28 protein-coding genes are annotated in these 24,414 nt (G+C 74.3%); 13 read left to right on the top strand and 15 right to left on the bottom strand.

Features of this window, described 5'->3' with window-relative positions; genetic code table 11:
• Nucleotides 1-4: 4 nt before the first annotated feature.
• Nucleotides 5-550: a GNAT family N-acetyltransferase gene (locus J3P29_RS10215; RefSeq protein ID WP_210493236.1), complete on the top strand. Its 546-nt coding sequence runs from the start codon at nt 5-7 to the stop codon at nt 548-550.
• 3 nt (nt 551-553) lie between these two features.
• On the opposite strand, the gene J3P29_RS10210 is transcribed toward J3P29_RS10215, so the two are convergent.
• Both J3P29_RS10210 and J3P29_RS10205 read right to left on the bottom strand, forming a co-directional pair.
• Nucleotides 554-1,435 (bottom strand): S49 family peptidase, encoded by an 882-nt coding sequence (locus J3P29_RS10210; RefSeq protein ID WP_210493235.1) that lies wholly within the window; start codon nt 1,433-1,435, stop codon nt 554-556.
• A gap of 29 nt (nt 1,436-1,464) precedes the next feature.
• Nucleotides 1,465-2,817, bottom strand: a complete 1,353-nt coding sequence (locus J3P29_RS10205; protein ID WP_349239862.1) for an amino acid permease — start codon at nt 2,815-2,817, stop codon at nt 1,465-1,467.
• Between the two features lie 297 nt (nt 2,818-3,114).
• Between J3P29_RS10205 and J3P29_RS10200 the strand changes: the two genes are divergently transcribed.
• From J3P29_RS10200 to J3P29_RS10190, 3 genes are all read left to right on the top strand, one after another.
• Nucleotides 3,115-3,507, top strand: a complete 393-nt coding sequence (locus J3P29_RS10200; RefSeq protein ID WP_210493233.1) for a DUF2237 domain-containing protein — start codon at nt 3,115-3,117, stop codon at nt 3,505-3,507.
• 82 nt (nt 3,508-3,589) lie between these two features.
• A complete protein-coding gene (locus J3P29_RS10195; RefSeq protein ID WP_210493231.1) occupies nt 3,590-4,882 on the top strand; it encodes an FAD-dependent oxidoreductase in 1,293 nt (430 codons plus the stop codon).
• Between the two features lie 39 nt (nt 4,883-4,921).
• Complete coding sequence (locus J3P29_RS10190) at nt 4,922-5,962, top strand: membrane dipeptidase (protein ID WP_210493230.1); 1,041 nt, start codon at nt 4,922-4,924, stop codon at nt 5,960-5,962.
• Between the two features lie 62 nt (nt 5,963-6,024).
• On the opposite strand, the gene J3P29_RS10185 is transcribed toward J3P29_RS10190, so the two are convergent.
• Nucleotides 6,025-6,612 carry a hypothetical protein gene (locus J3P29_RS10185; protein WP_210493229.1) on the bottom strand — a complete coding sequence of 196 codons (588 nt, stop codon included), beginning with the start codon at nt 6,610-6,612 and terminating at the stop codon, nt 6,025-6,027.
• A 91-nt stretch (nt 6,613-6,703) separates the two neighbouring features.
• Between J3P29_RS10185 and J3P29_RS10180 the strand changes: the two genes are divergently transcribed.
• Entirely contained in the window at nt 6,704-7,084 is a 381-nt protein-coding gene (locus J3P29_RS10180; RefSeq protein WP_210493228.1) for a cupin domain-containing protein, read from the top strand.
• Between the two features lie 67 nt (nt 7,085-7,151).
• Here J3P29_RS10180 and J3P29_RS10175 read toward each other — a convergent pair whose 3' ends face one another.
• Nucleotides 7,152-7,568 carry a VOC family protein gene (locus J3P29_RS10175; protein ID WP_210493227.1) on the bottom strand — a complete coding sequence of 139 codons (417 nt, stop codon included), beginning with the start codon at nt 7,566-7,568 and terminating at the stop codon, nt 7,152-7,154.
• 84 nt (nt 7,569-7,652) lie between these two features.
• The gene (locus J3P29_RS10170) at nt 7,653-8,402 is read right to left on the bottom strand and encodes an SDR family oxidoreductase (RefSeq protein ID WP_210493226.1); all 750 of its coding nucleotides are present in this window, start codon (nt 8,400-8,402) and stop codon (nt 7,653-7,655) included.
• 95 nt (nt 8,403-8,497) lie between these two features.
• Here J3P29_RS10170 and J3P29_RS10165 point away from each other — a divergent pair, with 95 nt between their 5' ends.
• Nucleotides 8,498-9,088 carry a TetR/AcrR family transcriptional regulator gene (locus J3P29_RS10165; RefSeq protein WP_210493225.1) on the top strand — a complete coding sequence of 197 codons (591 nt, stop codon included), beginning with the start codon at nt 8,498-8,500 and terminating at the stop codon, nt 9,086-9,088.
• 24 nt (nt 9,089-9,112) lie between these two features.
• On the opposite strand, the gene J3P29_RS10160 is transcribed toward J3P29_RS10165, so the two are convergent.
• A complete protein-coding gene (locus J3P29_RS10160) occupies nt 9,113-10,132 on the bottom strand; it encodes an alcohol dehydrogenase (RefSeq protein ID WP_210493224.1) in 1,020 nt (339 codons plus the stop codon).
• Between the two features lie 112 nt (nt 10,133-10,244).
• On the opposite strand from J3P29_RS10160, the gene J3P29_RS10155 reads away from it, so the two are divergent.
• Nucleotides 10,245-11,147 (top strand): helix-turn-helix transcriptional regulator, encoded by a 903-nt coding sequence (locus tag J3P29_RS10155; RefSeq protein ID WP_210493223.1) that lies wholly within the window; start codon nt 10,245-10,247, stop codon nt 11,145-11,147.
• A gap of 101 nt (nt 11,148-11,248) precedes the next feature.
• Here the strand turns inward: J3P29_RS10155 and J3P29_RS10150 are convergent, their stop codons facing one another.
• Entirely contained in the window at nt 11,249-12,412 is a 1,164-nt protein-coding gene (locus J3P29_RS10150; protein WP_210493222.1) for a CAP domain-containing protein, read from the bottom strand.
• Nucleotides 12,413-12,682: 270 nt separating this feature from the next.
• Between J3P29_RS10150 and J3P29_RS10145 the strand changes: the two genes are divergently transcribed.
• The 3 genes from J3P29_RS10145 (at nt 12,683) to J3P29_RS10135 (ending at nt 14,151) form a co-directional block, all read left to right on the top strand.
• The gene (locus tag J3P29_RS10145; protein ID WP_210493221.1) at nt 12,683-13,252 is read left to right on the top strand and encodes a hypothetical protein; all 570 of its coding nucleotides are present in this window, start codon (nt 12,683-12,685) and stop codon (nt 13,250-13,252) included.
• 62 nt (nt 13,253-13,314) lie between these two features.
• Nucleotides 13,315-13,515, top strand: coding sequence for an antitoxin VbhA family protein (locus J3P29_RS10140; protein ID WP_210493219.1), 201 nt, complete (start codon nt 13,315-13,317; stop codon nt 13,513-13,515).
• 57 nt (nt 13,516-13,572) lie between these two features.
• Nucleotides 13,573-14,151 carry a Fic family protein gene (locus J3P29_RS10135; RefSeq protein WP_210493218.1) on the top strand — a complete coding sequence of 193 codons (579 nt, stop codon included), beginning with the start codon at nt 13,573-13,575 and terminating at the stop codon, nt 14,149-14,151.
• Between the two features lie 275 nt (nt 14,152-14,426).
• Here J3P29_RS10135 and J3P29_RS10130 read toward each other — a convergent pair whose 3' ends face one another.
• Nucleotides 14,427-15,197, bottom strand: a complete 771-nt coding sequence (locus tag J3P29_RS10130; RefSeq protein ID WP_210493216.1) for a DUF1932 domain-containing protein — start codon at nt 15,195-15,197, stop codon at nt 14,427-14,429.
• 264 nt (nt 15,198-15,461) lie between these two features.
• Here J3P29_RS10130 and J3P29_RS10125 point away from each other — a divergent pair, with 264 nt between their 5' ends.
• Nucleotides 15,462-16,100 (top strand): LysE family translocator, encoded by a 639-nt coding sequence (locus J3P29_RS10125; protein WP_210493215.1) that lies wholly within the window; start codon nt 15,462-15,464, stop codon nt 16,098-16,100.
• A 429-nt stretch (nt 16,101-16,529) separates the two neighbouring features.
• Here J3P29_RS10125 and J3P29_RS10120 read toward each other — a convergent pair whose 3' ends face one another.
• From J3P29_RS10120 to J3P29_RS20400, 7 genes are all read right to left on the bottom strand, one after another.
• Nucleotides 16,530-16,835 (bottom strand): hypothetical protein, encoded by a 306-nt coding sequence (locus J3P29_RS10120; protein WP_210493214.1) that lies wholly within the window; start codon nt 16,833-16,835, stop codon nt 16,530-16,532.
• Entirely contained in the window at nt 16,832-17,353 is a 522-nt protein-coding gene (locus J3P29_RS10115; RefSeq protein ID WP_210493212.1) for a DUF4062 domain-containing protein, read from the bottom strand. Before J3P29_RS10115 ends, J3P29_RS10120 begins: the two co-directional genes overlap by 4 nt.
• An 86-nt stretch (nt 17,354-17,439) precedes the next feature.
• Entirely contained in the window at nt 17,440-17,916 is a 477-nt protein-coding gene (locus tag J3P29_RS10110; protein ID WP_210493211.1) for a hypothetical protein, read from the bottom strand.
• Between the two features lie 255 nt (nt 17,917-18,171).
• On the bottom strand, nt 18,172-18,372 hold the full coding sequence (locus J3P29_RS10105) for a hypothetical protein (protein ID WP_210493210.1): 201 nt from the start codon (nt 18,370-18,372) through the stop codon (nt 18,172-18,174).
• 16 nt (nt 18,373-18,388) lie between these two features.
• Nucleotides 18,389-19,138 carry a hypothetical protein gene (locus tag J3P29_RS10100; RefSeq protein WP_210493209.1) on the bottom strand — a complete coding sequence of 250 codons (750 nt, stop codon included), beginning with the start codon at nt 19,136-19,138 and terminating at the stop codon, nt 18,389-18,391.
• Between the two features lie 107 nt (nt 19,139-19,245).
• A complete protein-coding gene (gene cysK / locus J3P29_RS10095) occupies nt 19,246-20,199 on the bottom strand; it encodes a cysteine synthase A (RefSeq protein WP_210493207.1) in 954 nt (317 codons plus the stop codon).
• Between the two features lie 22 nt (nt 20,200-20,221).
• Nucleotides 20,222-21,082 (bottom strand): serine O-acetyltransferase, encoded by an 861-nt coding sequence (locus J3P29_RS20400; RefSeq protein WP_210493206.1) that lies wholly within the window; start codon nt 21,080-21,082, stop codon nt 20,222-20,224.
• Nucleotides 21,083-21,213: 131 nt separating this feature from the next.
• Between J3P29_RS20400 and J3P29_RS10085 the strand changes: the two genes are divergently transcribed.
• Nucleotides 21,214-21,501 (top strand): hypothetical protein, encoded by a 288-nt coding sequence (locus tag J3P29_RS10085; protein ID WP_210493205.1) that lies wholly within the window; start codon nt 21,214-21,216, stop codon nt 21,499-21,501.
• 178 nt (nt 21,502-21,679) lie between these two features.
• The gene (gene rph / locus J3P29_RS10080) at nt 21,680-24,304 is read left to right on the top strand and encodes a rifamycin-inactivating phosphotransferase (protein WP_210493204.1); all 2,625 of its coding nucleotides are present in this window, start codon (nt 21,680-21,682) and stop codon (nt 24,302-24,304) included.
• The last annotated feature ends 110 nt before the right edge of the window (nt 24,305-24,414 follow it).

The raw sequence follows: 24,414 nt of genomic DNA, 5'->3' as shown, positions 1-24,414 counted from the left end.
CATCTTGGCGGAGACGAACGAGATACTGGACGTCCTGATCCGCGCGGCGCACACTTCGGGCATGGCGACGAGCTGCACCGCGGTGACCATCCGACCCCTCGACGGTCCCCGCGACGCGGCGGCCTTCCGCACGCTGAACGAGGAGTGGATCGTTCGGCACTTCGCGCTCGAGGACGAGGACCGCCGGCAGCTGGGCGACCCGGTCGGCGCGTACGTCGCCCCGGGCGGGCAGGTCCTCATGGCGCACCACGACGGGCGCGCCGTGGGCTGCGTCGCGGTCGTCCCGGTGGGCGCCGGCGCCTGGGAGGTGTCGAAGATGGCCGTGGCCCCCGAGCACCGCGGCCACGGCACCGGGCGGCGGCTGCTGCAGGCGGCGATCGCCTGGGCGCGCGAGCGCGGGGCGACGTCGCTCGTCCTCGGCAGCTCGACCGACCTGGAGCCGGCCGTGCGCCTGTACGAGTCCGTCGGCTTCGCCCACGTCCCGCCCGAGACGCTCCACATGCCGTACGCGCGGGCGACGGTGTGGATGCGGCTCGCGCTGGACGCCTGACGGCTACAGGCCGAAGCGGGCCCAGGCGGCGCGCTCCTCGAGCGTCCGCAGGGCGGCCGGCACCACGTCCTCCACGCCGGCGGCGCGGGCCCCGGACAGCCGGCCGAGCGCCCCGAAGAGCGAGCGGCCGCCGTTGACCGGCACCAGCGTGGCATCGGGCCAGCGCTCCTCGACCACGCCGCGCAGCGTGCCCAGGCGGTCGACCAGGCCGAGCGCGTGCGCGCGGGCGCCGGTCCACACCTCGCCGCTGAACAGGGTCGCCTCGTCGCCCTGCAGCCGGTCGCCGCGGCGCTCGCGCACCCAGGCGGTGAACAGGCCGTGCAGCTCCTCGAGCTCGCCGCGCAGCCACGCGACGTCGTCGGGGTCCTCGGGCCGGAACGGATCCAGGCGCGCCTTGTTCTCGCCGGCGGTGTGCAGGCGCCGCTCGATGCCGAGGCGGTCGATCGCGCCCTGCAGGCCGAAGCCGCCGCTGACGACGCCGATCGAGCCGACGAGCGACGTCGGGTGCGCGACGATCTCGTCCGCCGCGCACGCCAGCCAGTAGCCGCCCGACGCGGCGACGTCCTCGCAGAACGCGATCACCGGCACGTCCTTCTCGCGCGCCAGGCCGCGGATGCGGTCGGCGACGAGCGCGGACTGCGTCGGGGCGCCGCCGGGAGAGCTGATCGCGAGCGCGACCGCCTGCAGGCCCTTGACGTCGAAGGCCTTCTTCAGCGGCCCCTCCAGACGTTCGAGCGTGATGCCGGTGCGCCGCGCGCCGCCCGACCCCGCGGGCGGGATCACGCCCTCCAGCCGCACGACGGCGACCTGCTGTGCCGGCAGCGGCAGGCGCCGGCGCACGTCCTCCGGGATCGGCAGGCGAGCGGCGAGCGCGGCGAGGTCCATCGACCGATCGTAGAGGGACGCCGTCGCGCTCAGCGCGGGTCGGCGCTCGCCCCCTCGACGCCGGTCCCGAGCCGCCCCCGCTGCCGGCGCTGCACGAGCAGGCCGAGGGCGACGACGACGACCGCGGTGATCGCGGTCGACCACAGCTCGAGCTGCAGGTCCGAGCCGATCGCCATGTAGATCAGGACCACGGGGATGAAGACGATCACGCCCCACGTCAGGTACGGGTACGCCCACATCCGGATCGGCAGCTCGACGCCGCGGGCCAGCAGCGCGCGGCGCATCCGCAGCTGCGAGATCGCGATGACCAGGTAGACGAGGAGCGCGACCGCGCCCGACGTCGCCAGCAGGGTGCTGAACACCTTCTCCGGCACGACGTAGTTGGCGATGACGGCCAGGTAGCCGACGACCACCGACAGCAGCACGGCCGCCCGCGGCACGCCGCCCCGCGCGGTGTGGCCGACGCGGCGCGGACCGTCGCCGCGGCGGGCGAGCGCGAACGCCATGCGCGACGCGGTGTAGAGCGCGGAGTTCAGGCAGGACGCGACGGCGACGAGCACGACGACGTCCATGATCGTCGTCGCCCCGGGGATGCCGATCGTCGCCAGGGCCGTCGAGAAGGAGCCGTAGCCCGGGTCGGTCAGCCGCGAGTCGTTCCACGGGACCAGGCACGTGATGAGGAAGATGGACGCCAGGTAGAACAGGCTGATCCGCCAGATCACCGAGCGGGTGGCGCGGCCGATCTGCTTCTCGGGATCCTTCGACTCGGCGGCGGCGATCGTGACGATCTCGGTGCCCATGAAGCTGAACATCGTCGTGAGCAGCGCCGCGGGCAGCGCGCCGGCGCCGTTGGGGAAGAAGCCGCCCTCGCCGGTCAGCCGGGACACGCCGCTGACGTCGCTGCCGGGGAGCAGTCCGAGCACCGCGAGCGCGCAGACGGCGATGAAGCCGATGATCGCGACGACCTTCAGCAGGGCGAACCAGAACTCGAACTCGCCGTAGTTCTTGACGCTGAACAGGTTGGTCGCCGTCAGCGCGGTCGTGATCAGCAGCGCCCAGATCCACGGGTCCACCGCCGGGATCCAGTTGGCGAGGATGTTCGCCGCCGCGGTGGCCTCGAGCGGGATCACGAGCACCCAGAACCACCAGTACAGCCAGCCGATGCTGAAGCCGGCCCAGCGGCCGATGGCGCGGTCGGCGTACGTCGAGAACGAGCCGGAGTCCGGCTGCGCCGCCGCCATCTCGCCGAGCATTCGCATCACGAGCACGACGAGCGTGCCCGCGGCGACGTACGCCAGGATGACGGCCGGGCCGGCGTCGGCGATCGCCTGGCCCGAGCCGATGAACAGGCCGGCGCCGATGACGCCGGCGATGGAGATCATCGTGACGTGTCGCGGCTTCAGCCCGGCCGCGAGCTCACCCTGGCCGGGTGACGCGTCGGGCGGTGGAGTGCGCGAGACGTCGGGGGAGGTGGTCGAAGCCATCCGGGGCTTGTAGCAGGCACCGGACGCCGTACGCCGTGCCGAACGGCCTTCGCGGGCGGTCACCGGACGATCGGGGGGAGACCCTGGCGCGTCGGCGCGCGTCCGCGGCCCGCGGGGCGGCGACGTGGCACGGGCCGGGGGCACCTGGGACGATGCGGCCATGCTGCCCTTGGCGTCGAGCGTCTTTGGAGCGGTGTGACCGCCCGCAACGTCCTCGGCGGACCGCTCGAGCCGTGCGGGACCGAGCCGATGACGGGCTTCTTCCGCGACGGGAGCTGCACCGCGTCCACGCGCGACGCCGGCCGGCACACGATCTGCGCCGTCGTCTCCGCCGACTTCCTGCGCTTCCAGCGCGAGATCGGCAACGACCTGAGCACGCCCCGTCCGCAGTGGGGGTTCCCCGGCCTGCGGCCCGGCGACCGCTGGTGCGTCACGGCCGCGAACTGGCTGCGGGCGTACGACGCGGGCGTCGCGGCGTTCGTGGTCCTCGCCGCGACGGACGAGGCGGCCCTCGAGCTCGTGCCGCTCTCCGCGCTGCGGGCGCACGCGGTCGACGTGCCCGACGACGCGCGCGGCCTCGCGGGGTGAGCGACGCGGTCCCCGCCGGTCGGCCGGTGGGGACCGCCGGGCAGGCCACGCGGCCGACGGCCGGCCGCCTATGGTGCGGCGCATGGACGTGGCGGTGGTGGGCGGGGGCGTCGTCGGGCTGAGCGTGGCCGAGGCGCTCGCGCGCCGCGACGCCGAGGTCGTCGTGGTGGACGCCGGCGCCGTCGGCCGCGGGGCGTCGGCGGGCAACGCGGGCTGGGTCACGCCCGCGCTGACCGCACCGGTGCCCGCGCCGGGCACGATGGGCCAGGCGGCGCGGTGGGCGCTGGATCCGGCCAGCCCGCTGCTCGTCCGCCCGAGCCTGCGGCCCGACTTCGTGCGCTGGGGCGTGCGGTTCTGGCGCAGCACCGGCGCCGCCGGGTACGCCCGCGGCATGGTCGCCCTGACCGCGCTGGCCACCCGCATCCTCGACGACTACGACCGCCTCGAGGCGCACGGCGTGGCGTTCGAGCACCACCGGGACGGCCTGCTCTGCGTGGCGCGCAGCGAGGCGGCGGTCGCCGACGAGCTGGCCGTGCTGCGCGAGACGGCGGGGTGCGGCTACGGGGAGCCGATCGTGCCCTTGACGCGCGACGAGGTGCGCGCCCTGGAGCCCGCGCTGACGGAGACCGCCGCCGCCGCGGGGATCCGCCTGCCGGCCGAGCGGCACGTGCGCCCCGAGAGCCTGACCGCCGGCCTGGCCACGCACCTGCGCGGTCGTGGCGTGCCGCTGCGCGAGGACTGGCCGGCGCAGCGGCTGGAGCGCGTCCGCGGACGCTGGCGCGTCCACGGCCCCGACGGCGAGGCCGTCGAGGCCGCCGCCGTGGTCGTCGCCACCGGGTGGGCGAGCGCTGCGCTCGTCGCGCCCCACGGCGTGCGGCTGCCGATGCAGGGCGGCAAGGGCTACAGCGTCACCGTCCCCGCCCCGGCGACCGCGCCGCGCAGCGCCGTCTACCTGCTCGAGGACAAGGTGGCGGTCAGCCCCTACGCCGACGGGCTGCGGCTGGCCGGCACGATGGAGCTCGGCAGCCGCTCGCCGGACATCGACGCGCGCCGGATGGCGGCCGTCGAGGACGCGGGCCGCCGGGCGCTGCGCGGCTGGTCGACCGCCGGCGCGCATCGGTGGGCGGGGTTCCGGCCGATGCTGCCCGACGGCCTGCCGGCGATCGGCCCGGTCCCGGGACGGCCCGGCCTGCACCTGGCGACCGGCCACGCGATGCTCGGGGTGACGCTCGCGCCGACGACGGGCGACGTCCTCGCGCCGACGGTCCTGGACGGTCGGCCGTCGCTCGAGCTGGCGCCGTTCTCGCCGGCGCGGTTCGGCAACCGGGCGGTGCCGGTCCGCCGGCGCGTCCGCAGGGCCCGCCGGCGGCGGTAGGGTCGACCCGCCGCGCCCACCCGTCCCGCAGGAGTGCCCGTGCCGTCCCCCTCGCTCCCCGTCCTCGACGGGCACCACGACGCCCTGACCCGCCGCACCGCCGACCGCCTGGTCGACGGGCGGCCCGACGGGCACTTCGATCTGCCGCGCGCCCGGCGCGGGGGCGTCGTGGCGTCGTTCTGGGCCGTCTGGTGCAGCGACGTGGAGCTGGACCTGGACCACGACCGGGTGGAGGAGCCGGGCGGCGGCTGGGCGCTGCCGCTCGCCGCCGAGCTGCCCCGCGGCGCCGCGGCCGCCCAGGCGACGCAGGCCGCCGGCCGGCTGCTGGACCTGGAGCGGCGCGGCGCCCTGCGCGTCGCGCGGGGCGTCGCCGACCTGGACGCCGCGGCCGCCGGCGGCCCGCACGCCGCGATCCTGCATCTGGAGGGCGCCGAGCCGCTCGACCCGGGGCTGGAGGCCCTCGACCTGTGGCATGCGGCCGGCCTGCGCTCTCTCGGCCCGGTCTGGAGCCGCCCCAACGCGTTCGGCGACGGCGTGGCGTTCCGCTTCCCGTCGTCGCCCGACACCGGCGGCGGACTGACCGACGCCGGCCGACGCCTCGTCCGCGCGTGCAACGCGCGCGGCATCCTCGTCGACCTCAGCCACCTGACGGCCCGCGGCTTCTTCGACGTCGCGGCCGTGTCGGACGCGCCGCTCGTGGCGACGCACGCGGGCGCGCACGCCGTGGCGCCCGGATCGCGCAACCTCACGGACGATCAGCTGGACGCGATCGCCGCCGCCGACGGGCTGGTCGGCATCTCGTTCGTGGTCGACTTCGCCCGCCGGGACGGCCGCAACGACGTCGACACCCCGCTGACGTCCCTCGTCGCCCATGTCCGGCACGTCGCCGACCGGATCGGCGTGGAGCACGTGGCGCTCGGCTCGGACTTCGACGGCGGCGACGTGCCGCGGGCGGTCGGCGACGTGGCGGGCGTCCCGCGGCTGCTCGACGCGCTGCGCGACGACGGCTTCGACGCGGACGAGGTCGAGCGGATCGCGTGGGGCAACTGGCGTCGCGTGCTCGGCGCCACCTGGCGCTGACCGACGCGCCGCGGCCGCGCGAACACGACGGGGCGCGGTCCGCGCGGCCACACCGCGCCCGGTCAGCGGCGCCGGAAGAGCCCGCGACGCCGCGGCCGCGCGGCGTCCTTCGGCGCGGCGGCGGGCTCGTCCGGGGCGGCCCGCTCGGCGCCGGGCAGCGGCGGCGGCGCGACCGCGCGCGCGGCGGACGGTCCGCGCACGGGCACGCCGGGCGCGGCGAGGATCGCGTCGAACGACCGGCCCGACAGGCGCTCGAACAGCGCGAGCGCGGCGTCCTCGTCCCACGCCGCCGGCTCCTCGGGCAGCGCGACACCCTGATCCAGCACGATCGCCCCCTCCTGGCTGACGATCTGCCGGCGCCCGTCCGGCGTGACGACGTCCAGGCCGTAGGTGTCGGAGACGCTGCTGAGGATCACGCCGAGCACCTCGCGGCCCGCGAGCGCACCGATGATCGGGGCCGCGTCGACGAACAGCGACCGGCCGTCGAGGACCACGACGTCGGGTCCGTGCTGCTGCACGACGTACGCCTCCGCCGACGCGCTCAGTCCCGTCTCGGCGTCGACCGGGTCGCCGATGGGCGTCATCCCGATCGCCGCGAGCTCGTCCACCGTCGTGCCGCGGACGAGCCCGAGCATGCCGTTCCAGCCCATGACCGCATCATGGCGAAGACCACGGCCGTCCCGCCCAGCGCGACGGGATGTGGCGCTATGGTGCCGCCGAGCCCACCGACGGAGGCGCCGCGTGCCGGACTGGACCAAGACGAACTTCGAGCGGCTGCGGGACGTCAGCCCGGCGGGTGCGCCGATGCAGTGGCGCATGGCCCGTCAGGCGCTCGGGTCGCCCGAGCTCGGCGTCAGCCGCTTCACCTACGGTCCGGAAGCCCACATGCCGTTCACGCACCGGCACCGCGAGCAGGAGGAGCTCTACGTCGTCGTGGGCGGTGGCGGCCGGGCGCGCCTCGACGACGAGACCGTCCCCCTGGAGACGTGGGACGCGCTCCGCGTCGCGCCGGCCGTCTGGCGCTCCTTCGCGGCCGGTCCGGACGGTCTCGACCTGCTGTGCGTCGGGGGCCGAAAGCCGCAGGGCGGGGACACGGAGCGGGGGCCCGACCCCTGGGCGTGAGCGCCCCGGGGCGGCGCCCCCGATCCGGCCGGCCCGCCGCCACCCGCGACCGCGGCGCTTCTCGGCGTCAGGCGTCCTCCTCCGCCGCCCACATCACCTGCCAGCCGTGACCGTCGGGGTCGAAGAACGCCCGGGAGTACATGAATCCCAGGTCCTCGGGCTCGTCCGCGACGGTGCCGCCCGCCGCAAGCGCGGCGTCCACCAGCGTGTCGACGTCGCCGCGGCTGGCCAAGACCAGGCACGGGATGGCCAGCGCGTGCGTCGTGGGATCGGCGAGCGGCCGCTTGGAGAACTCGGCGAAGCGCTCGCGGCGGTGCAGCATCACCGACGTGTGCTCCGCGACGGTCATCAGCGCGGAGTCGCCGTCCGCGAACCGCGGGTCGAACGCGAAGCCGACCCGGCCGAAGAACTCCCGGCTGCGGGAGACGTCGGCGACGGGCAGGCTCAGGATGAACGAGCGGGCGGGGTGGTCGGCAGGGGGCATGGCGAGTCTCCGGGGGTGGGACGGACGGTGTCGCAGGGAGAGACGCCCGGACGCCCCGGAACTCATCGGCCCTTGCGGCGCGGCTCAGACCTGGGTGCGCCCGCCGTCGGCGAACAGCTCGGCGCCGTTGACGAAGCTCGCGTCCGGCGACGCGAGGAAGAGGGCGGCGCCGGCGATCTCGGACGGATCGGCGACGCGGCCGAGCGGGATCTCGGCGGCGAGCGCGCCCAGCAGGCCCTCGCCCTGCCCCTCGGGCGCCAGCCCCACCAGGCCCGGCGTGCGCGTGGGTCCGGGGGAGAGGGCGTTGACGCGGATGGCGCGGTCCTTCAGGTCGAGCGCCCAGGAGCGGGCGAAGTTGCGGATCGCGGCCTTCGACGCCGCGTAGACGCTGAACGCGGCGCCACCGACCGCCGACGAGTCCGAACTGAGGAGGACGACCGAGGCCCCGTCCGCGAGCAGCGGCAGCGCGCCCTGCACCGTCAGCAGCGTGCCGAGGACGTTGGAGTCGAACGTCTCGCGGTACTGCTGCTCGGTGATCTGCCCGAGCGGCGCGAAGGAGCCGCCGCCGGCGTTGACGACGAGCACGTCGATCCGCCCGGCGGCCTCGCGGACCGCGGCGACGAGCGCGTCGACGTCGGCGGCGCTCGCCGCGTCGGCGCGCACGCCGGTCACGTCGCCGTCGATGGCGGCCACCGCCGCGTCCAGGGCCTCCTGCCGACGGCCCGTGATGAACAGGCGTGCGCCCTCGGCCGCGTAGCGGGTCGCGATCGCCAGGCCGATGCCGCTCGTGCCGCCGGTGACCACGGCGACCTTTCCTGCCAGGACCTGCTGCATGGGTGCACCTCTTCTCGATTGCGGAACGGTCAGTCCAGAACCAACCGCGGCGAGCATAGCGGAACGCACGGTCCAGAACGGAGTAGGCTTCGTCCATGGCCCGACCCCGCACCTTCGACGAGCCCCAGGTGACCCGACAGGCGCGCGAGGTGTTCCACGACCAGGGCTACGCGGCGACCTCCGTCGAGCACCTGACGGCGGCGACCGGCCTGAGCCGCAGCAGCCTGTACGGGGCGTTCGGCGACAAGCACGGCCTGTTCCTGCGGGCCTTTGCGCAGTACTGCGACGACCACGCGGCGGCCATCGAGCACGAGCTCGCCGGCGATCCGAGCGGCGCCCGCGCACGGCTCGAGGCCCACCTGCGCGGCAAGGTGTCGGACCCGGACGCGCCCCGGCGCGGCTGCCTGCTGGCGAAGGCCACCGCGGAGCTCGCGGGGGAGGACGCCGACGTGGCCCGGACGGCCACGGACTTCTACGCGGCCTACGAGCGCGCCCTGACCGCGTGCGTCCGCGACGCCCAGACGGCGGGCGACGTCCGCGCCGACCTGGACCCGGCCGGCGCGGGGGCGCTGCTGCTCTCCGTCCTCCGGGGCCTGGAGACGCTCGGCCGTGCCCGGCACCCGGTCGCGTCGCTGCACGCGTCGGTGGACAGCGCGATGGCGCTGCTCGCGGCGCCAGGGCGCTGACGCCGCCGCGCAGGCCCTTGGCGCTCAGGCCCCGGTCGTGAGCACCACGCGGAAGCGCGCGTCGCCGCTCATCATCCGCGCGTAGCCCTCGGCGGCGCGCTCGAGCGGGTAGGTCTCGATCGCGGGACGCACGTCCTGCAGGACGCTGAAGCGCAGCGTGTCCTCGGAGTCCTTCGACGTGCCCGACGCGTGCCCCAGCACGCCGGTGCTGCCGGGGATGAGCGCGAACGGCGGGATCTGCATCGGGTCGGCGGACGCGCCGACGACGAGCATCCGCCCGCGCGGTCGCAGCCCGCCGACCGCGGCGCTCATCGCGTCCGGCGCCGTCACGGTGGCCAGGATCGTCGTCGCGCCGCCGAGCTCCTGGAGCGCCTGCGCCACGTCCTGCGCCGTCGAGTCGACGTAGTGGTGGGCGCCGAGCTCGCGCGCGCGGGCCTCCTTGTCCGTCCCGCGCGCGATCGCCACGGTCTCGAAGCCCATCCGGCGGGCGAACTGCACGCCCAGGTGGCCGAGCCCGCCGACGCCGAGGATCGCGACCAGGTCGCCCGGCCGGGCGCCGCTCTCGCGCAGCGCGTTGAACGTCGTGATGCCGGCGCACAGCAGCGGGGCGGCGTCGGCCGCGGCCAGCTCGTCCGGGATCGCGGCCAGCGCGGACTGGGGGACGATCACGTGGTCGGCGTAGCCGCCGTCGTACGCGATGCCGGGCACGAGCCCGTTCTCGCAGCTGATGAGGTCGCCGCGCCGGCAGGGGTCGCAGTGGCCGCAGTGCCCGCCGAACCAGCCGACGCCGACGCGTTGCCCGGCGGTCCACGGCACGACGTCGGCGCCGACCGCGTCGATCGTGCCGGCGATCTCGTGCCCGGGCACCCGCGGGTAGGCGATCCCGGGCATCCCGCCCTCGACGGTGAAGGCGTCCGAGTGGCAGACGCCGCACGCCTCCACCCGCACGCGCACCTCGCCGGCTCCCGGCTCGCGCAGCTCCCGCTCCACCAGCTCGAGCCCCTGCCCGGGCCCGGCCACCTGCACCGCTCGTGTCGTCGTCATGGGGACACCCCACCACCGCGCGGGGCGACGGTGAAGAGGCCAGACCGACCGGGGGTCCGGCAGAACCACCCAGAGGGATGACGACCGGCCCGGCGCCGCGCATAATCGGGCGATGGCCGGCAACGACGCGCTCCGGGAGTTCCTGCGGTCGCGCCGCGCGCGGGTCGACCCGGCGGACGTCGGTCTGCCGGCCGGTCCGGGCACCCGACGGGTCCCGGGGCTGCGCCGCGAGGAGCTGGCGCGGCTGGCGGCGGTCAGCGTCGACTACTACGTGCGCCTGGAGCAGGGGAGGGCCCGCAACGTCTCGCCCGAGGTGCTGGAGGCGGTCGCCGCGGCGCTGCGGCTGGACGAGCACGAGCGCGCGCACCTCTTCGACCTGGCGCGGCCCGACCGGGCGCGCCAGCCGTTGTCGGCCCCGCCGCCGCAGCGGGTGCGGCCGGGCGTCCGGCGGCTGCTCGACACCCTGCCGACGCCGGCGTTCGTGGTCGGGCGGCGGCTCGACGTGCTGGCGACGAACGCGATGACCCGCGCGCTGCTCTGCGACTTCGACGCCCTGCCGCCGCGCGAGCGCAACCACGCCCGCTGGGTGTTCCTGGATCCCACCGCCCGGGAGCGGTACGTCGACTGGCCGGCGATCGCCCGCGACAACGTCGCCGCGCTGCGGATGGACGCGGGGCGGTGGCCGGACGATCCCGAGCTGTCCGCCCTGGTGGGGGAGCTGAGCGTCAAGAGCCCCGAGTTCGCCGGCTGGTGGGCCGCCCACGACGTCCTCCGTCAGAGCCACGGGAGCAAGCGCTACCGCCATCCGGTCGTGGGCGACCTGACCGTGAGCTACGAGGCGCTGCCGGTGCCCGACGCCGACGAGCAGACGCTGTTCGTCTACACCGTCGAGCCGGGCAGCCCGTCCGAGCGGGCGCTGGCGCTGCTGGCGAGCTGGGCGGCCGAGGGGCCGGCGGGGGAGGTCCCGGGACGGGGCGTCGAGGGCGAGGGCGGGGCGCGACCGCGGAACGCCTGAGCACCACGCGCCGGCGGTTCTCCCACGCACCGCGCGCGGGGCCGGACCACGACGACCGGCCGCGCCGCACGAGGCGGCGGCGCGGCGCCGGGGCACGCGCGTCAGCGGCGGGGCGCGACCCGCACGACGACCCACCGGGCCGTGGACCTGCCGGTCCGCAGCGCCACTCGGAGCGTCTTCGCCGTCGTGACGACCGTCTGCGTCCGGCGCATCCGCAGGCGGACCGTCCTGCCGCGTGCCCGGCCGCCGACCCGGACGACCGGCCGCGTCGTCCGGCCGGCGCAGCGCACGCGCAAGGTGAGCCGGACGCGCGTGCGGCTGAGGCGCCGGGCGGTCGGGGCCGTGCGCCAGCGGGGCGCACAGGCGGGCGCGGAACGAGGCGGCGCCTGCGGCGGCGGGAGCTGCGCGGGCGGCGCGATCAGCGGCGTGGCTCCGCCGTCGTACGCCGGGGGTCCGCACGACGCCTTCTGGCACATCGTGTCGTACTCGGCGAGCGTCGCGGCGTAGGAGGTGGCGTCCGCGCCCACGCCGATGTACCGCCAGCGGGGGTCGAGCAGTCGCGAGCGGTCGTCCGCGTTTTGCATCCACGCGGCCAACGTCGTGGGACCGTCGACCTGGTGGGCGACGGTCTCCGCCAGCCGCCCGGTGTAGAGCTCCTCGATGAACCCGTAGTGCCGTGCACGCTCGTAGTGGCTGGACTGCTCCTCGCCCCATGAGTCCGGATCGTCGGGCGTCGGAACGCGCTGCGTGCGGCGCATCCAGGCCGCCTGCATGTCCGCGGCGCCGAAGAGCTTCTTGTCGGCGATCAGCGGCGGGGCCCCCACCAACGCGCGCTGCTCGTTGACCCCTTGGACGATCGCGGCTTCCTCGGCGCTCTGCCCAGGATGGTCCCCGGGGGTGAGGTACGGACCGAAGACCATGGTCGCGCTCGTGTCGTCGCCGAGCGCGAACGTCTTGACGCTCTTCGGCGTGACGCCGATGCGGTGGACCGCGGTGCGCCAGAAGATCTCGTAGCGCTGCCCAGGCTCCGCGTCGAACGTCACGCGGCCGCTCGCGTCCGTCCTGCTGGTGACGACGCGCGGATCGTCGATCAGCCCCGTGGAGCATCCGGTGTCGTGGCAGACCGTCACGCCGAAGAACGGGTCGCCGGTCCACAGCTGCGCGCGCAGCTCCACCGGCTGCGCCGACGCGCTGCTGGCGGCCGAGAGAGCGAGAACGCAGGCCGCGGCTCCGAAGACGCCACGGACGGTTGGGACGGGACGCACGCGCACGAGCCTACCCCGCCGGCGCTCGCGTTCGTGGCATCCTCGCGGCCACGTCGCACCCCTCGGCTCGACCACGACCGGGGAGGCCGCGAACGGCGCAGGACCCGGCGCCGAGACACGACCCGCGCCCATGTCCGCGGCCGGCGCGCTCGCGGGGCGCCGACGTCCTGGCGACGCCCGGGTCGCCGCGGAGGGATGCGCGATCGCCGCCGAAGCGCGGTGCGGCCGGGTCGCGCGAGCGGCAGAGCGGCTCTGTGGTTGAGTGACGCCATGCCCGCGCACGTCTACCTCGCCACGGCCTCGCTGGTGGGTCGGTCCGGGTACGACGTCGAGGACGCGATCCGCAGGAATCCGACCCTCGCGGCGCTCGGAGTCGCTGGGCTGTTCTTCGATCCGGAGGCCGACGGCCTGGCCATCGAAGCGGAGACCGAAGCCGAGCTGGGCCGCTACATCGCCGAGGCGGTCACCGCGGGGCTGCTGCCGGCGGAGGCGCTCGAACGGCTCGCCGAGCGCGTCTACCACGTCGAAGAGGACGATTCGCCGCGCGACGAGCCTCCGTTCCCGATGCGACGCATCTGGAGGAAGGACGGCTGGTACGTCGCGGCCACCGACGCCGAGTCCCATCCCGACTGGTCCAGATTCTCGGGCGCCCAGTTGGAGCGTCACGTCGAACGCGTCCTGTCCTCGGCCGAGGACGCCCCGGAACACCGGCTGGAGCAGATGCCGTCGGAACTGTGGGTGAGCGCGAGGAGCATCGCAGACCTCGAGCGGATCGCACGGCTCCTCGGGTTGCCAGGGCTGGAGGACGACTTCGGCGAGTTCGACGACCCGGGCGAATAGTCGCGGACCGCCGACCGCCCGAAGACGGCTGACCGGTGCTCCCGGAGCGGTACGATCCGCGGGTGAGTGATCGTCGGCGTGACGTCGCGGGCGTGGTCGGCACCCTCCGTGCCGAGGGGCTCGTTCCCGATGACGAGACGCATGCGCTCATGCAGGCGTGGGCGGACGGGCTCATCAGCCGCGACGACCTCTCTCGGGCGCGTGCGGCCGTGCTCGCCGGCGAGTCGCTCCAGTCGGTCTTCCCGCACGTCGACAAGCGCTAGCGACCGTTCGCCATGGCCCGGGACGGGGGAGACCCGTACGTCTATCCCGGCACAGGGGTGCTCCGGAACGAGCTCGGGATCACGGACCCCGACGAGCTGCGACTCGTCGAGACGCGGCTCTCCGCGATCGCGCACCTCGAGCTGCTGAGCGACCCGCCGCCGGCGACGTTCGACCTCGCGCACCTGCAGGCGATCCACGCGCGCCTCTTCGCGGGTCTGTACGCGTGGGCCGGTCAGCTGCGCACCGTCCCGCTGTCGAAGCCCGGCGCACTGTTCTGTCAACCTGAGCACCTCGAGACGTCCGCGCGCGAGGTCTTCGCCGAGCTCCGACGCGCCGCCGCGCCGCGTCTCTCACGCGAGGACTTCGTGGGCCGCCTGGCGCACCACATCGGCAACGTGAACGCGCTGCACCCGTTCCGCGAGGGCAACGGACGCGCCACCCGGGAGCTCTTCCGCCAGCGGGCCGCCGAGGCGGGCTTCCGCCTGGACTGGTCCCGCCTGGATCCTGAGCGCAACATCATCGCGTCGCGCGCGGCGATGAACGGCAACCTGGCCGCGATGCGCGAACTGCTCGACCCGCTCACCGAACGCCGGAGCCGCGAGCACAGCGCCGACCGGCCCGATCACGAACGCTAGGCGTTCGAACTCGTCGCAGCCGCGAGCGTCAGCCAACGGCACCGGTGTCGGGGCAGGCCAGGCACCTCACGAGTCAGGCATCGGCCGTGCTGTCGATTCTCGACAAATCGAGACCGGCGTTCTCGCCTCTTCGAGACCGCGGGAATGGAGCAACAACGCGTTCACGGCAGGTGCTCGTCCCATCAACAACAGTCGGTGGCCGCAGCCGTGCGAGCTTCGTTGCCTACGCCAGCGGCAGTGCCTCGATCTGGCGCGGATGGCAGCGGAGTGGGGTGTTAGATGGTGCCGGGTGGGTCTCGGTAGACGTCGGCCGCCGCGGTGTGGAATCCGGCGGGGAGGTCGATGGCGGCGAACATCGAGGCGATCTCGTCCATCTCGCCAGCCCACCGCCAGCCCTTCTCGTGGGCGTTGTGGCGGGCGGCGTCGAGGTTGTCGGCGAGCCCTGGGCGGGAGACGGCCCACTCGCTGACGAGCGCGTCGCCGACGCCCAGTCGGTCAGCTGCGTCGGCGGCGGCGAGCAGCAGGGCTGCGCTGCCTTTCGACCACGCTGCGAATGCCATCTTGAGCGCTGATGCTGCGTACGGGCCGCCATCTTGCAGGATCCGCGCATCGATGGCGGTTCCGGCGAAGAGGTCTGCAAATCGCTCGGCCTGGTGACCTGAGAGGTACAGGCGGGTGGTACCCGCCTGCCTTGGGGGCGGGCCGACGATTCCGCCGTCCGTGATCCGGCTGCCGACCGCCTTCGCGATCAGCGCTGCGGAGCCTGGGGAAACCGCGTTGGCGTCGAGGAACGGCCCGCCGAAGCCGGCGATCGAGCGCGCGACGCTGAGCGCCGCGTCCGGCGGGCAGATCGACACCACCAGCTCGCTCCGGCTGACGAGAGCGGCGACGTCGACGACGTCGACCAGGCCCGCGCTTGCGGCCCGCGCCGCCGTGGACGCCGACCGTCCGGCGCTTGCCCACAGCACCTCGTGCCCAGCCGCGGCGAGTTGCGCTCCGACTGCGGCTCCCATCGCTCCGGGATGCAGAAGGCCGATACGCGCCATGGCGCTACTGTACTTCGCCCCTGGCGCAGGGGCCCGCTGAGTCCTCGTCTCTGCGCTCGGCGGCGCGGCGCTCGTCGTGGATCGCGGTTGCGAGCTCGATGCGGGTCTTCCAGCAGCGGCGGATCGGCGCCCGCGACCGAATCCAAGCGGTGAACCGTGCCTATGAAACCGGTGCGGTCTCACCCGGCAAGCCAACGGCGCCGTGACCTGACGTGCACTGGCGGGGTGTTGGCGCTGAGTGCGGTGCGGGCATATTCTTCGGCCATGCCGCCTTCTGATCATGTCCTGGCCTTTCTGGTCGCCTCGGCCGTGACTATCGGCGTGCCGGGGCCGAGTGTGCTGTTCGTGATCTCCCGGTCGATCACCCTCGGTCGCCGGGCCGGGGTGGCGACCGTCGTGGGCAACGCGCTCGGCGTCTACGTGCAGGTGATCCTGGTCGCGTTTGGCCTCGGCGCGATCGTTGAGCGGTCGGTGACTGCCTTCACGGTAGTCAAGATCGCTGGCGCCCTGTATCTGATGTACCTGGGCATCAAAGCGTTCCGGCACCGCCGTGACCTGGCGACCGCGGTGGGCCAGCCCGTCACGCCGAAGACCGTGAGGCGGATCGTGCGCGAGGGGTTCCTCGTCGGCCTTGCCAACCCGAAGTCGATCGTCGCCTTCATGGCGCTGCTGCCGCAGTTCGTCGACCGCGCCGCCGGCGGCGTGCCCCAGCAGATGCTGATGCTCGGGGCGATGTGGTTCGCGATAGCGCTCGTGCTCGACGGCGCTTGGGCGCTGTTGGCAGGCACCGCCCGCGGGTGGCTTGCTGGTTCTCCGAAGCGGCTCGAGGCCATCGGCGGTGCGGGCGGGTTGACGATGGTCGGCATCGGCGCGTCGCTGGCGTTCACCGGTCGCAAGGACTAGCCGTAAGGGCGCCCGCCGATTACCGCGCGAGAGGACCTGCGCCACTCGTCGCTGGAGGTCATACGAGTGCGAGCCGCGCTACCGCCAGGGCGACGGCTCAAGGACGCCCTACTCCGCCACTAGGTTTCCATAAGATCGATTATCGAGCGCGGAGCCGGCCGAGCGAACGTCCTACAGCACAACCAGCGGCCCACACCTCGGGCGCCCGCTGGGCCCGGCGGGCTCATGAGCGCATCGACCGTCGGCGCACGCCAGCGGCCGACGCCGCGTCTCGATCGCGCGAGTGTGTCGTCGACAGCGAACGCCTCCACCCGCATCGAGTGCAGAGCGCGAAACGTCCGTCGCAGCGGTCGACTCCGCCAGCAGCAAACGATGACTCGCACAGTCGACGAATCGCATCTCGCGTTGCGTCGGCCTACGTCGCGCCAGCTAGAGGTATTGCGGGCCTTGCTCGGCGGCAAACCGGCGCTTGAGCTCCGCCCGAAGCCGGTCGATCGTGTCAGGGTGTCCGAGGTCCCGCCGCCGGACGGTCAGGGGCTCTTCGGGGGCCGTCAGCAGCTGGCCGCGGCCGCCGAGGACACCACCCATCTGCAGCGAGTTCCCCGGGTCGGCCATGGCGTAGGTCTTGTACTGCGCATCGGGGACAGCGAGGAGCACCAGGACCTGCGCGACGCGGTCTTGGCGGTCAATCTCCTCCCACACGCGTCGCGCGAACTCGGCGGCCCGGCCAATCACGTCCGCGACGCGGTCGTGATGCCCGCTGCGAGTGACCGTGCGCGGTCACTTAGTGCTTGCTTGCGCTCCCCTGCCGGTTTGTCGTTCTTCCACTGCGCCAGCGCCCTGACTGCCGCAAAGCCGGCTTCCTCGGCGGTGGTGAAGCTCGGCGCGAAGGTCCCGGTCTCCCATGTCCCCCGGACCCGGCTGACGAACGCTTCCTGCTCCGGCTCGCGATCGACGCCTTCCTGCACGATGGGCAAGACCGGCACCCCGGCCGTGCGCGCGGCGTTGAACTCGTCCTCCGTAGGGCTGTGGCCACTCTCGCCTGGCTCTCCGTACTCCGCCCCAAGAATCAGCACCGTGACATCGGCGCCCTCTACCTTCTCTGTCAGCGCGCTGCGAGACGGCCGATCGGTTGCACCGGTGGTTTCGAACATCACCGGCACCATGCCCAAAGACTCCACGGCCCGCTTGACTGCGGCCCGCACCTCAGACATCCCCCCACGCGCAAGTGAACTGACGAATACCCGATCCATCGCGCCAGCCTAGAACCTAGCCGCGCGGGCGGGGCGGGATCGGATGAGCGGCGGCGATGATTCGCTCGATCATGGTCGCTCGATACCTACGTAGGCCACTCCCCGCGGTTACGCCTCGCCCGGATCGCCTCGACGGACGCTGGGAGGGGCTCCTCGGCCCACCTGGCGCTGAGTTCAACCGCACTAGGACGGCCCCACCGTCCTCGAGACAGGCGCGCGCCGTAAAGAACGCCAAGTCGGTCGGACCCGTCGGGCTCGGGCGCGTAGACGACGACACCGTTCCCCGGCAGGCCTTCGGCTTGGGCGTAACCGTCTCCGATCCTAGGGTCCGCCCAAGAAAGCCCGTTGACCACCTCAGAAACCGAGCGCGGCTTGTCGGCGCCAGCCCGCTTGGCCTCGGCGTCGACGAACAGCCCTACGTACTTTCGAGAGTCCCCGTCGTCGAATTTGATCGGCGCCGCAACCTCCATCCCCCCCGCGCCGGAGATCGCTTCATCGTCCGGCAGCTCGCCAGTGATGCTCCACCTCGCGACCGCGAGCAGGTAGTCCCCCATGTGCTGCATGTACGCGTTCCTTATCGTTTCGCCCCGAAGTTACCTCCGTCCGCGCTCCTGGGCGACGTGGTAGCTCGGGCCCGGCGCTCGGAACACCGGCATCTGGGCGGAACTGGGCGTTTCAACGAGCGCCGCGGTGCCGGTACGCTGGCGCGCCGGCGACCGGGTCGAGCTCGTTGATGACCTGGGCGTACACCCCCTGGACGTCGGTGCGCGACGTGGTCGTGGCGGTGCAGCGGCCGCCGCCCGGCCCGGCTGCGAGCGTCAGCGCACGTCGGGGCCGATGAGCCGCTCGGGCACGCCCTTGTCGCGCAGCAGGCGGGCCTCGGCGGCGTTTCGAGGACGGGTGCGCACGTATTCGCCGCCGCGAGCCTCGTCGAGCCGAGCGATGACGGCGAGCTGCTCGTCGCGGCGCGCCTCGCGGTCGCTCCAACGCAGAACGGGGATCTCGGCGGGGGTGCCCACGCTCGTATGGTAGCCGCTAGCTGCGGCGGCCCCGGGCGCTCTCTGCGTTGCGGCGCATGAGCTGCCGGCCGAGGTCGTCGGCCAGATCGTGCAACGCCCATGTCTCAGGCATCGGCTCGCCGTCGTCGATGACGCGCCGCGTCCAGTCGAGCACCACGTCAACGGCGTCGTGAAGGTTGCTCTGCGCGGCGCGCTCGCGGACGCGGTGCCAGTCGACGTCGTGACCGTGTGCGAGAGCCAGCACCTGTTCGAAGACCTCGCGGTGGCCGCCTCCGACGAACTCGTCGATGCGGTGCACCAGCATGTCCTCGCGGCGAAGCATGAGAAGACGGGCGCCGCCCGCGAGCTCGACCGCGACCGCCTGGTCCTCCGGGCTCAGGTCGGAGCCGGGCATCTCCCACTCGATGTCCGCGGCCGGGTGCCGCCAGACCCGCTGGCCCTCTTCGGGCTGCACGAACCCGAGCTGGTGAAGGCGGTCCTTGACCTCGTCGGTGGTCGGCAGAAGAACGTCGACGTCCGAGGTCGCATACGCCCGGGTGAAGTACTCGACGACCAGCCCGCCGACGACGGTCGGCGTCAGGGACAAGTCCTCCAGCGCCTGCCCTACCGCGGCGACCATCAGCAGCATCCGTTCGGCGAGGTTCTCGGTCGCCACCGCCTCGGCGACGACGCGCTGCCCGGCCGCTATGGCTTCAGCGCGACGCTGCGCGCGAGAGATGCCTCCGAGCGAGATGCCCTCCGGGTCGTACCCGGGTCCGCCGCCCATGCCGCTCGACTATAGAGCCCTCAGCCCCGGGCCCGACCGGCGCCACCCGACCGCCGGCCTTGCCCCGCCCGCCACGCGGAGTCGCGGCGGGCGGCACGGACGGAGTCCTAGCTGCCGGACCCCTGCTGGAGCACGGTGCCGTCGGCCACGAACAGGCCCTCGACGGACAGGTAGCGCTCGCCGGTGTCGTAGCAGAAGGTCAGCACGGTGCTGCCGTCCGGGATCTCGGGGAGCTTGGCCGCGACAGCCGCGAGCGCGGCGCCGGAGGACGGGCCGAGGAAGATGCCCTCCTCGCGCGCGGCGCGCACGGCGTAGGCGAACGCGTCCTCCTCGGACACGCCGATCACGCCGTCGACGGTGTCGGCGTGGTAGTTGCCGGGCACGAAGCCGGCGCCGATGCCCTGCAGCTTGTGCGGGCTGGGATCGCCGCCGGCGAGGACGGGCGACTTCGCCGGCTCGACCGCGAAGGTCTTCAGAGCGGGGAAGCGCTCCTTCACGATCTCGGACACGCCGGAGAGGTGGCCGCCGGTGCCGACGCCGGTGATGAGGACGTCGATGCCGTCGGGGAAGTCCTGCAGGACCTCCTGGGCCGTCGTCTCGCGGTGGATCGCGACGTTGGCGGGGTTGTCGAACTGGCTGGCCACCCAGGCGCCGGCGATCTCCCCCTCCAGCTCCTTCGCGCGGGCGATCGCGCCCTTCATCCCCTCGGCGCGGGGCGTCAGCACGAGCTTGGCGCCGTAGGCGGCCATCACGCGGCGGCGCTCGAGCGACATGGACTCGGGCATGCAGACGACCATGTCGTAGCCGCGCACCGCGGCCACCATCGACAGGCCGACGCCGGTGTTGCCCGACGTCGGCTCGATGATCGTGCCGCCCGGCTTCAGGACGCCGCGGCGCTCGGCGTCGTCGACCATCGCCAGGGCGATGCGGTCCTTGACCGAGCCGCCGGGGTTCGCCCGCTCGAGCTTGATCCAGACGTCCACCTCGCGATCGGCGAAGAGCCGGTTGATGCGGACGTGCGGCGTGTCGCCGATGGTGTCGAGGATGCTGGCGGCCTTCATGCTGCCTCCCGGGGGTCGCGGTCTAGATCGTGAAGTCGAGGACGTCGTCCGGCGGCTCTTCGCGCTGCCGGTCGAGGCGGGCGGTGGGCGTGACGACGGAGTGCGCCGGCACGCTGCTCGTCAGCCAGACGTTGCCGCCGATCCGGCTGCCGGAGCCGATGACGGTCTCGCCGCCGAGGATCGTCGCGTTCGCGTAGATCACGACGTCGTCGCCGATCGTCGGGTGGCGCTTCGTCCGGGCCAGCCGCTTCGACACGCTCAGGGCCCCGAGGGTGACGCCCTGATAGAGCTTGACCCGCGCGCCGATCACCGCGGTCTGGCCGATCACGATGCCTGTGCCATGGTCGATGGACAGCGAGGGGCCGATCTGCGCGCCCGGATGGATCTCGATCCCCGTGTCGCGGTGCGCGATCTCCGTCAGCAGCCGCGGCAGCAGCGGCACGTCGCACCACCCCAGCAGCTCGTGGGCCAGCCGGTAGATCGCCACGGCGCGGAAGCCGGGGTAGGCGAGGATGACCTCGTCCACCGAGTCGGCCGCCGGATCGCCGTCGTAGATCGCCTGCGCGTCGAGCAGCAGCGCCGCGCGGATCGCGGGCAGGCGGGCCATGAACCGGTCGACGGCCTCGTCCGGGTGCCGGCACGACGAGCTCGGCAGGTGCAGCGCGCCCGAGAGCAGCCGGCGCAGCTCGCCGTACTCGCGCTCGACGTCGCCCGCGCAGCCCCCGACCTCGGCGGCGAAGTGCGGGAACAGCAGCTCGAGCGTCAGGTGCACGATGTCCTCGGCGACCACGCGCAGGCGCGGCGGCAGCGGGTAGCGCGCGCGCTCGGCGGCCAGCTCCTCGAGGAACGGCGAGAGGTCGGTGCGTTCAGGGGCTGCGGACACCGTGCCGCGGAGCGTACCGTCCGCGGGGCGCCGCCGAGGGGGCCGCATCGCCCCGCACGCGGGACCGGGCGGCCCCGAGGCGCGACGGACCGTCCGCTGACGGCACGCCGGCGCGCTGGCAGCATGCGCTCATGGGGACCGCACAGGGCACGACGCACACCGACGACGACCGGGTCCGCGTGACCACGTGGACGTTCGCCGCCGACGGCGACAGCACCGGGCGCCACGTCCACGAGCTCGACTACGTCGTCGTCCCGGTGACCGGCGGGACGTTCACGGTCGTCGAGGCGGACGGCTCGACGCGGACGCTCACGCAGGAGGCCGGCCGCCCGTACGCCGGCACGGCGGGGACCGAGCACGACGTCGTGAGCGCCAGCCCGGAGCCCGTGACGTTCGTCGAGATCGAGCTGAAGCGCTAGGCGGGCAGCGCGGCGGCGGGGCCTGCGGCGGGACGGACGCCGGCCGGCCGAGAACCGTCTCCGCCAGTACCAAGGTATACCGCATCAACGCGCCTCATGAGGCGCTCGACCCTCCCCCATACTCGCCCGTCGAACGGACACGGACGGGCCGCACCGACGGCCCGGGGAAGGCGGGCACATGGGGCGATGGACGCTGGATCTGGAGCAGGTCGACGGGGGTCGGGTGGCCGACGTCGGCGGCAAGGGCGCGCGGCTGGGCGGGCTGACGCGCGTCGCGGGCGTGCGGGTGCCGGCGGGCTTCTGCGTGACCACGTCCGCCTTCCGCGCGGCCCTCGCGGCGCCCGCGGTCGCCCCGCTCGTCGACCGGCTGGCGCAGGCCGCCGCCGACGACCACGCGGCGATCCGGGCGCGCAGCGCGCGACTACGGGACGCGATCGAGGCCCTGGCGGTGCCGGAGGACGTCGCGGGCGAGATCCGCGCGGCGCTCGCCCGGCACGGCCGCGAGGACGACGCCTGGGTCGTCCGCTCGAGCGCCCCGGCCGAGGACGCCGACGACGCGTCGTTCGCCGGCCAGCACGACAGCTTCCTGGGGGTCGTCGGCCACGACGCCGTGCTGCGCCACGTCGTCCGGTGCTGGGCGTCGCTCTTCAACGACCGCGCCGTCGCGTACCGGCTCGGCCGCGACGCCGACCCGACGGGCACGGGCATGGCCGTCGTGGTCCAGCGCCTGGTCGACGCCGACGCGTCGGGCGTCCTCTTCACGGCCGACCCCGTCAGCGGCAACCGCCACGTCGCCTGCGTCGAGGCCGTGCCGGGGCTCGGCGACGCGCTCGTCTCGGGCCGCGCCGCACCCGACGTCGTGCGCGTGCGCGACGGCCGCGTCCTCGCGCGGACGACCGGCACGCGGACCGCCGCGACGCGCGCGCGGCCCGGCGGCGGCACGCACGACGTGCCGCTGCCCGCGGACGCCGGCGACCGCCCGGTCCTGACCGACGCGCAGGCCGTCCGGCTGGCGGACCTCGGCCGCCGGATCGAGGCCGCCGCCGGCGCGCCGCAGGACGTCGAGTGGTGCCTGGTCGGCGAGACGCCGTGGATCGTCCAGAGCCGGCCGATCACCACCCTCTTCCCCGTCCCCCGCGCGGACGACGACGCGCCCCACGTGTGGGTGTCCGTCGGGCATCAGCAGATGATGACCCACCCCATGCGGCCCCTCGGCCGGTCGCTGCACCAGCGGATCGCCCTGCCCCGCATGCACGAGGCCGCCGGGCGGCTCTTCGTCGACATCGCCCCCCGTCTGGCGTCGCCGGAGACCCGCGCCGCGACCCTGCACGCCCTCGGGGCGTCCGACCCGCTGATGGGCGACGTGCTGCGCACCATCGTCGACCGGGGGTTCCTCGGCCCGGCCGACGACGACGCGGCGGCGGACCCGCCGGTCGGACCCGCGCGTCCGTCCGCCACCACGTCCGCCGGCGACGCCCTCCCCCACGTCGATCCCGATCCCGGCCTCGCCGCCGAGCAGGTGGCACGGACCGAGGCGTCCCTGACCACGCTGGAGCGCGACATCCGCGGCCGGACCGGCACCGACCTGATCGACTTCGTGCTGGAGGACGTCGCCGAGCTGCGGCGGCGGCTGTTCGATCCGGGCAGCACCCCGCTGCTGCTTGCCGCGATGGACGCCAGCGCGTGGCTGAACGCGCACCTGGAGGCGTGGCTCGGCGAGCGGAACGTCGCCGACGTCCTGACGCTCTCCGCGCCCGGCAACGTGACATCCGAGATGGGCCTGGCGCTGCTCGACGTCGCGGACGCCGTCCGCCCGCACCCCCACGTCGTCGCCTTCCTCGAGCACGCCGAGGACGACGAGCTGCCCGGCGGACTGGACGAGCTCGAGGGCGGCCCTGCGGCCCGCGCGGCCCTCGAGGCGTTCCTGGACCGCTACGGCATGCGCTGCGTCGGCGAGATCGACGTCACCCGGCCCCGCTGGCGGGAGCGGCCCTCGACCCTGGTGCCGCTGATCCTGAGCGCCGTCGACGCGTACGCGCCCGGCGAGAGCGCCCGGCGGTTCGCGCGCGGCCGGCAACGGGCCGAGGCGAAGGCGCGCGAGGTGCTCGCCCGGCTGCGCGCCCTGCCGGACGGCGACGCAAAGGCGGCGCGGGCCAACCGGGCGATCCGCCTGCTGCGCACGTTCATCGGCTACCGCGAACACCCGAAGTACGGCATGGTCCGCCGCACCTTCGTCTACAAGCAGGCGCTCCTGGGCGAGGCCGCGCGGCTGGTCGACGCGGGCGTGCTGCGCGACGTCGAGGACGTGTTCTTCCTGACGCTCGACGAGCTGCGCGACGTCGTGTCGACGGGGCGGGCGGACGACGCGCTGATCGCGGAGCGGCGCCGCGCGTTCCGCGCGCACGAGGCGCTGACGCCGCCGCGGGTCATCACCTCCGAGGGCGAGGTCGTCGCGGGCTCCTACGGGCGCGACGACGTGCCGGCCGGTGCCCTCGTCGGCCTGGCGGTGTCGGGCGGGACGGTCGAGGGCCGCGCCCGCGTGGTGGACGACCTGGCCGACGCGGACCTGGCCCCGGGCGACGTCCTCGTCACGACCTACACCGACCCCGCGTGGTCCCCGCTCTTCGTCACGGCCGGCGCCCTGGTCACCGAGGTCGGCGGGCTGATGACCCACGGCGCGGTCGTCGCGCGCGAGTACGGCCTGCCGGCCGTCGTCGGCGTGGACGATGCGACGCGGCGGATCCGCGACGGCCAGCGGGTGCGGGTCCACGGGCGGGACGGCTTCGTCGAGCTGCTGGACTGACGGGCGGACCTCGTCTCCCGGGCGCCGGGCGGACCGACGGTGAGCGCCCTCCGGTCGGGCGTGCGGCCGGCGACGCCGATCGGCGTCGCAGTCGACCACCTCAGAGGTGG

The sequence above is a fragment of the Patulibacter sp. SYSU D01012 genome (assembly GCF_017916475.1).
Taxonomy (GTDB): domain Bacteria; phylum Actinomycetota; class Thermoleophilia; order Solirubrobacterales; family Solirubrobacteraceae; genus Patulibacter.
The sequence above is the reverse complement of the archived record's forward strand: the minus strand, read 5'-3'. Positions and strand labels throughout refer to the sequence as shown.

Excerpts from the sequence above, each read along its gene's own strand:
- cysK (WP_210493207.1), bottom strand. The coding sequence starts at position 20,199 with ATGAAGGCCGCCAGCATCCTCGACACCATCGGCGACACGCCGCACGTC.
- J3P29_RS10205 (WP_349239862.1), bottom strand. The coding sequence starts at position 2,817 with ATGATCTCCATCGCCGGCGTCATCGGCGCCGGCCTGTTCATCGGCTCG.
- J3P29_RS10195 (WP_210493231.1), top strand. The coding sequence starts at position 3,590 with ATGGACGTGGCGGTGGTGGGCGGGGGCGTCGTCGGGCTGAGCGTGGCC.
- J3P29_RS10115 (WP_210493212.1), bottom strand. The coding sequence starts at position 17,353 with ATGGATCGGGTATTCGTCAGTTCACTTGCGCGTGGGGGGATGTCTGAG.
- J3P29_RS10210 (WP_210493235.1), bottom strand. The coding sequence starts at position 1,435 with ATGGACCTCGCCGCGCTCGCCGCTCGCCTGCCGATCCCGGAGGACGTG.
- J3P29_RS10100 (WP_210493209.1), bottom strand. The coding sequence starts at position 19,138 with ATGGGCGGCGGACCCGGGTACGACCCGGAGGGCATCTCGCTCGGAGGC.
- J3P29_RS10185 (WP_210493229.1), bottom strand. The coding sequence starts at position 6,612 with ATGGGCTGGAACGGCATGCTCGGGCTCGTCCGCGGCACGACGGTGGAC.
- J3P29_RS10110 (WP_210493211.1), bottom strand. The coding sequence starts at position 17,916 with ATGCAGCACATGGGGGACTACCTGCTCGCGGTCGCGAGGTGGAGCATC.
- J3P29_RS10085 (WP_210493205.1), top strand. The coding sequence starts at position 21,214 with ATGGGGACCGCACAGGGCACGACGCACACCGACGACGACCGGGTCCGC.
- J3P29_RS10170 (WP_210493226.1), bottom strand. The coding sequence starts at position 8,402 with ATGCAGCAGGTCCTGGCAGGAAAGGTCGCCGTGGTCACCGGCGGCACG.
- rph (WP_210493204.1), top strand. The coding sequence starts at position 21,680 with ATGGGGCGATGGACGCTGGATCTGGAGCAGGTCGACGGGGGTCGGGTG.
- J3P29_RS10175 (WP_210493227.1), bottom strand. The coding sequence starts at position 7,568 with ATGCCCCCTGCCGACCACCCCGCCCGCTCGTTCATCCTGAGCCTGCCC.
- J3P29_RS10155 (WP_210493223.1), top strand. The coding sequence starts at position 10,245 with ATGGCCGGCAACGACGCGCTCCGGGAGTTCCTGCGGTCGCGCCGCGCG.
- J3P29_RS10145 (WP_210493221.1), top strand. The coding sequence starts at position 12,683 with ATGCCCGCGCACGTCTACCTCGCCACGGCCTCGCTGGTGGGTCGGTCC.
- J3P29_RS10165 (WP_210493225.1), top strand. The coding sequence starts at position 8,498 with ATGGCCCGACCCCGCACCTTCGACGAGCCCCAGGTGACCCGACAGGCG.
- J3P29_RS10125 (WP_210493215.1), top strand. The coding sequence starts at position 15,462 with ATGCCGCCTTCTGATCATGTCCTGGCCTTTCTGGTCGCCTCGGCCGTG.
- J3P29_RS10160 (WP_210493224.1), bottom strand. The coding sequence starts at position 10,132 with ATGACGACGACACGAGCGGTGCAGGTGGCCGGGCCCGGGCAGGGGCTC.
- J3P29_RS10130 (WP_210493216.1), bottom strand. The coding sequence starts at position 15,197 with ATGGCGCGTATCGGCCTTCTGCATCCCGGAGCGATGGGAGCCGCAGTC.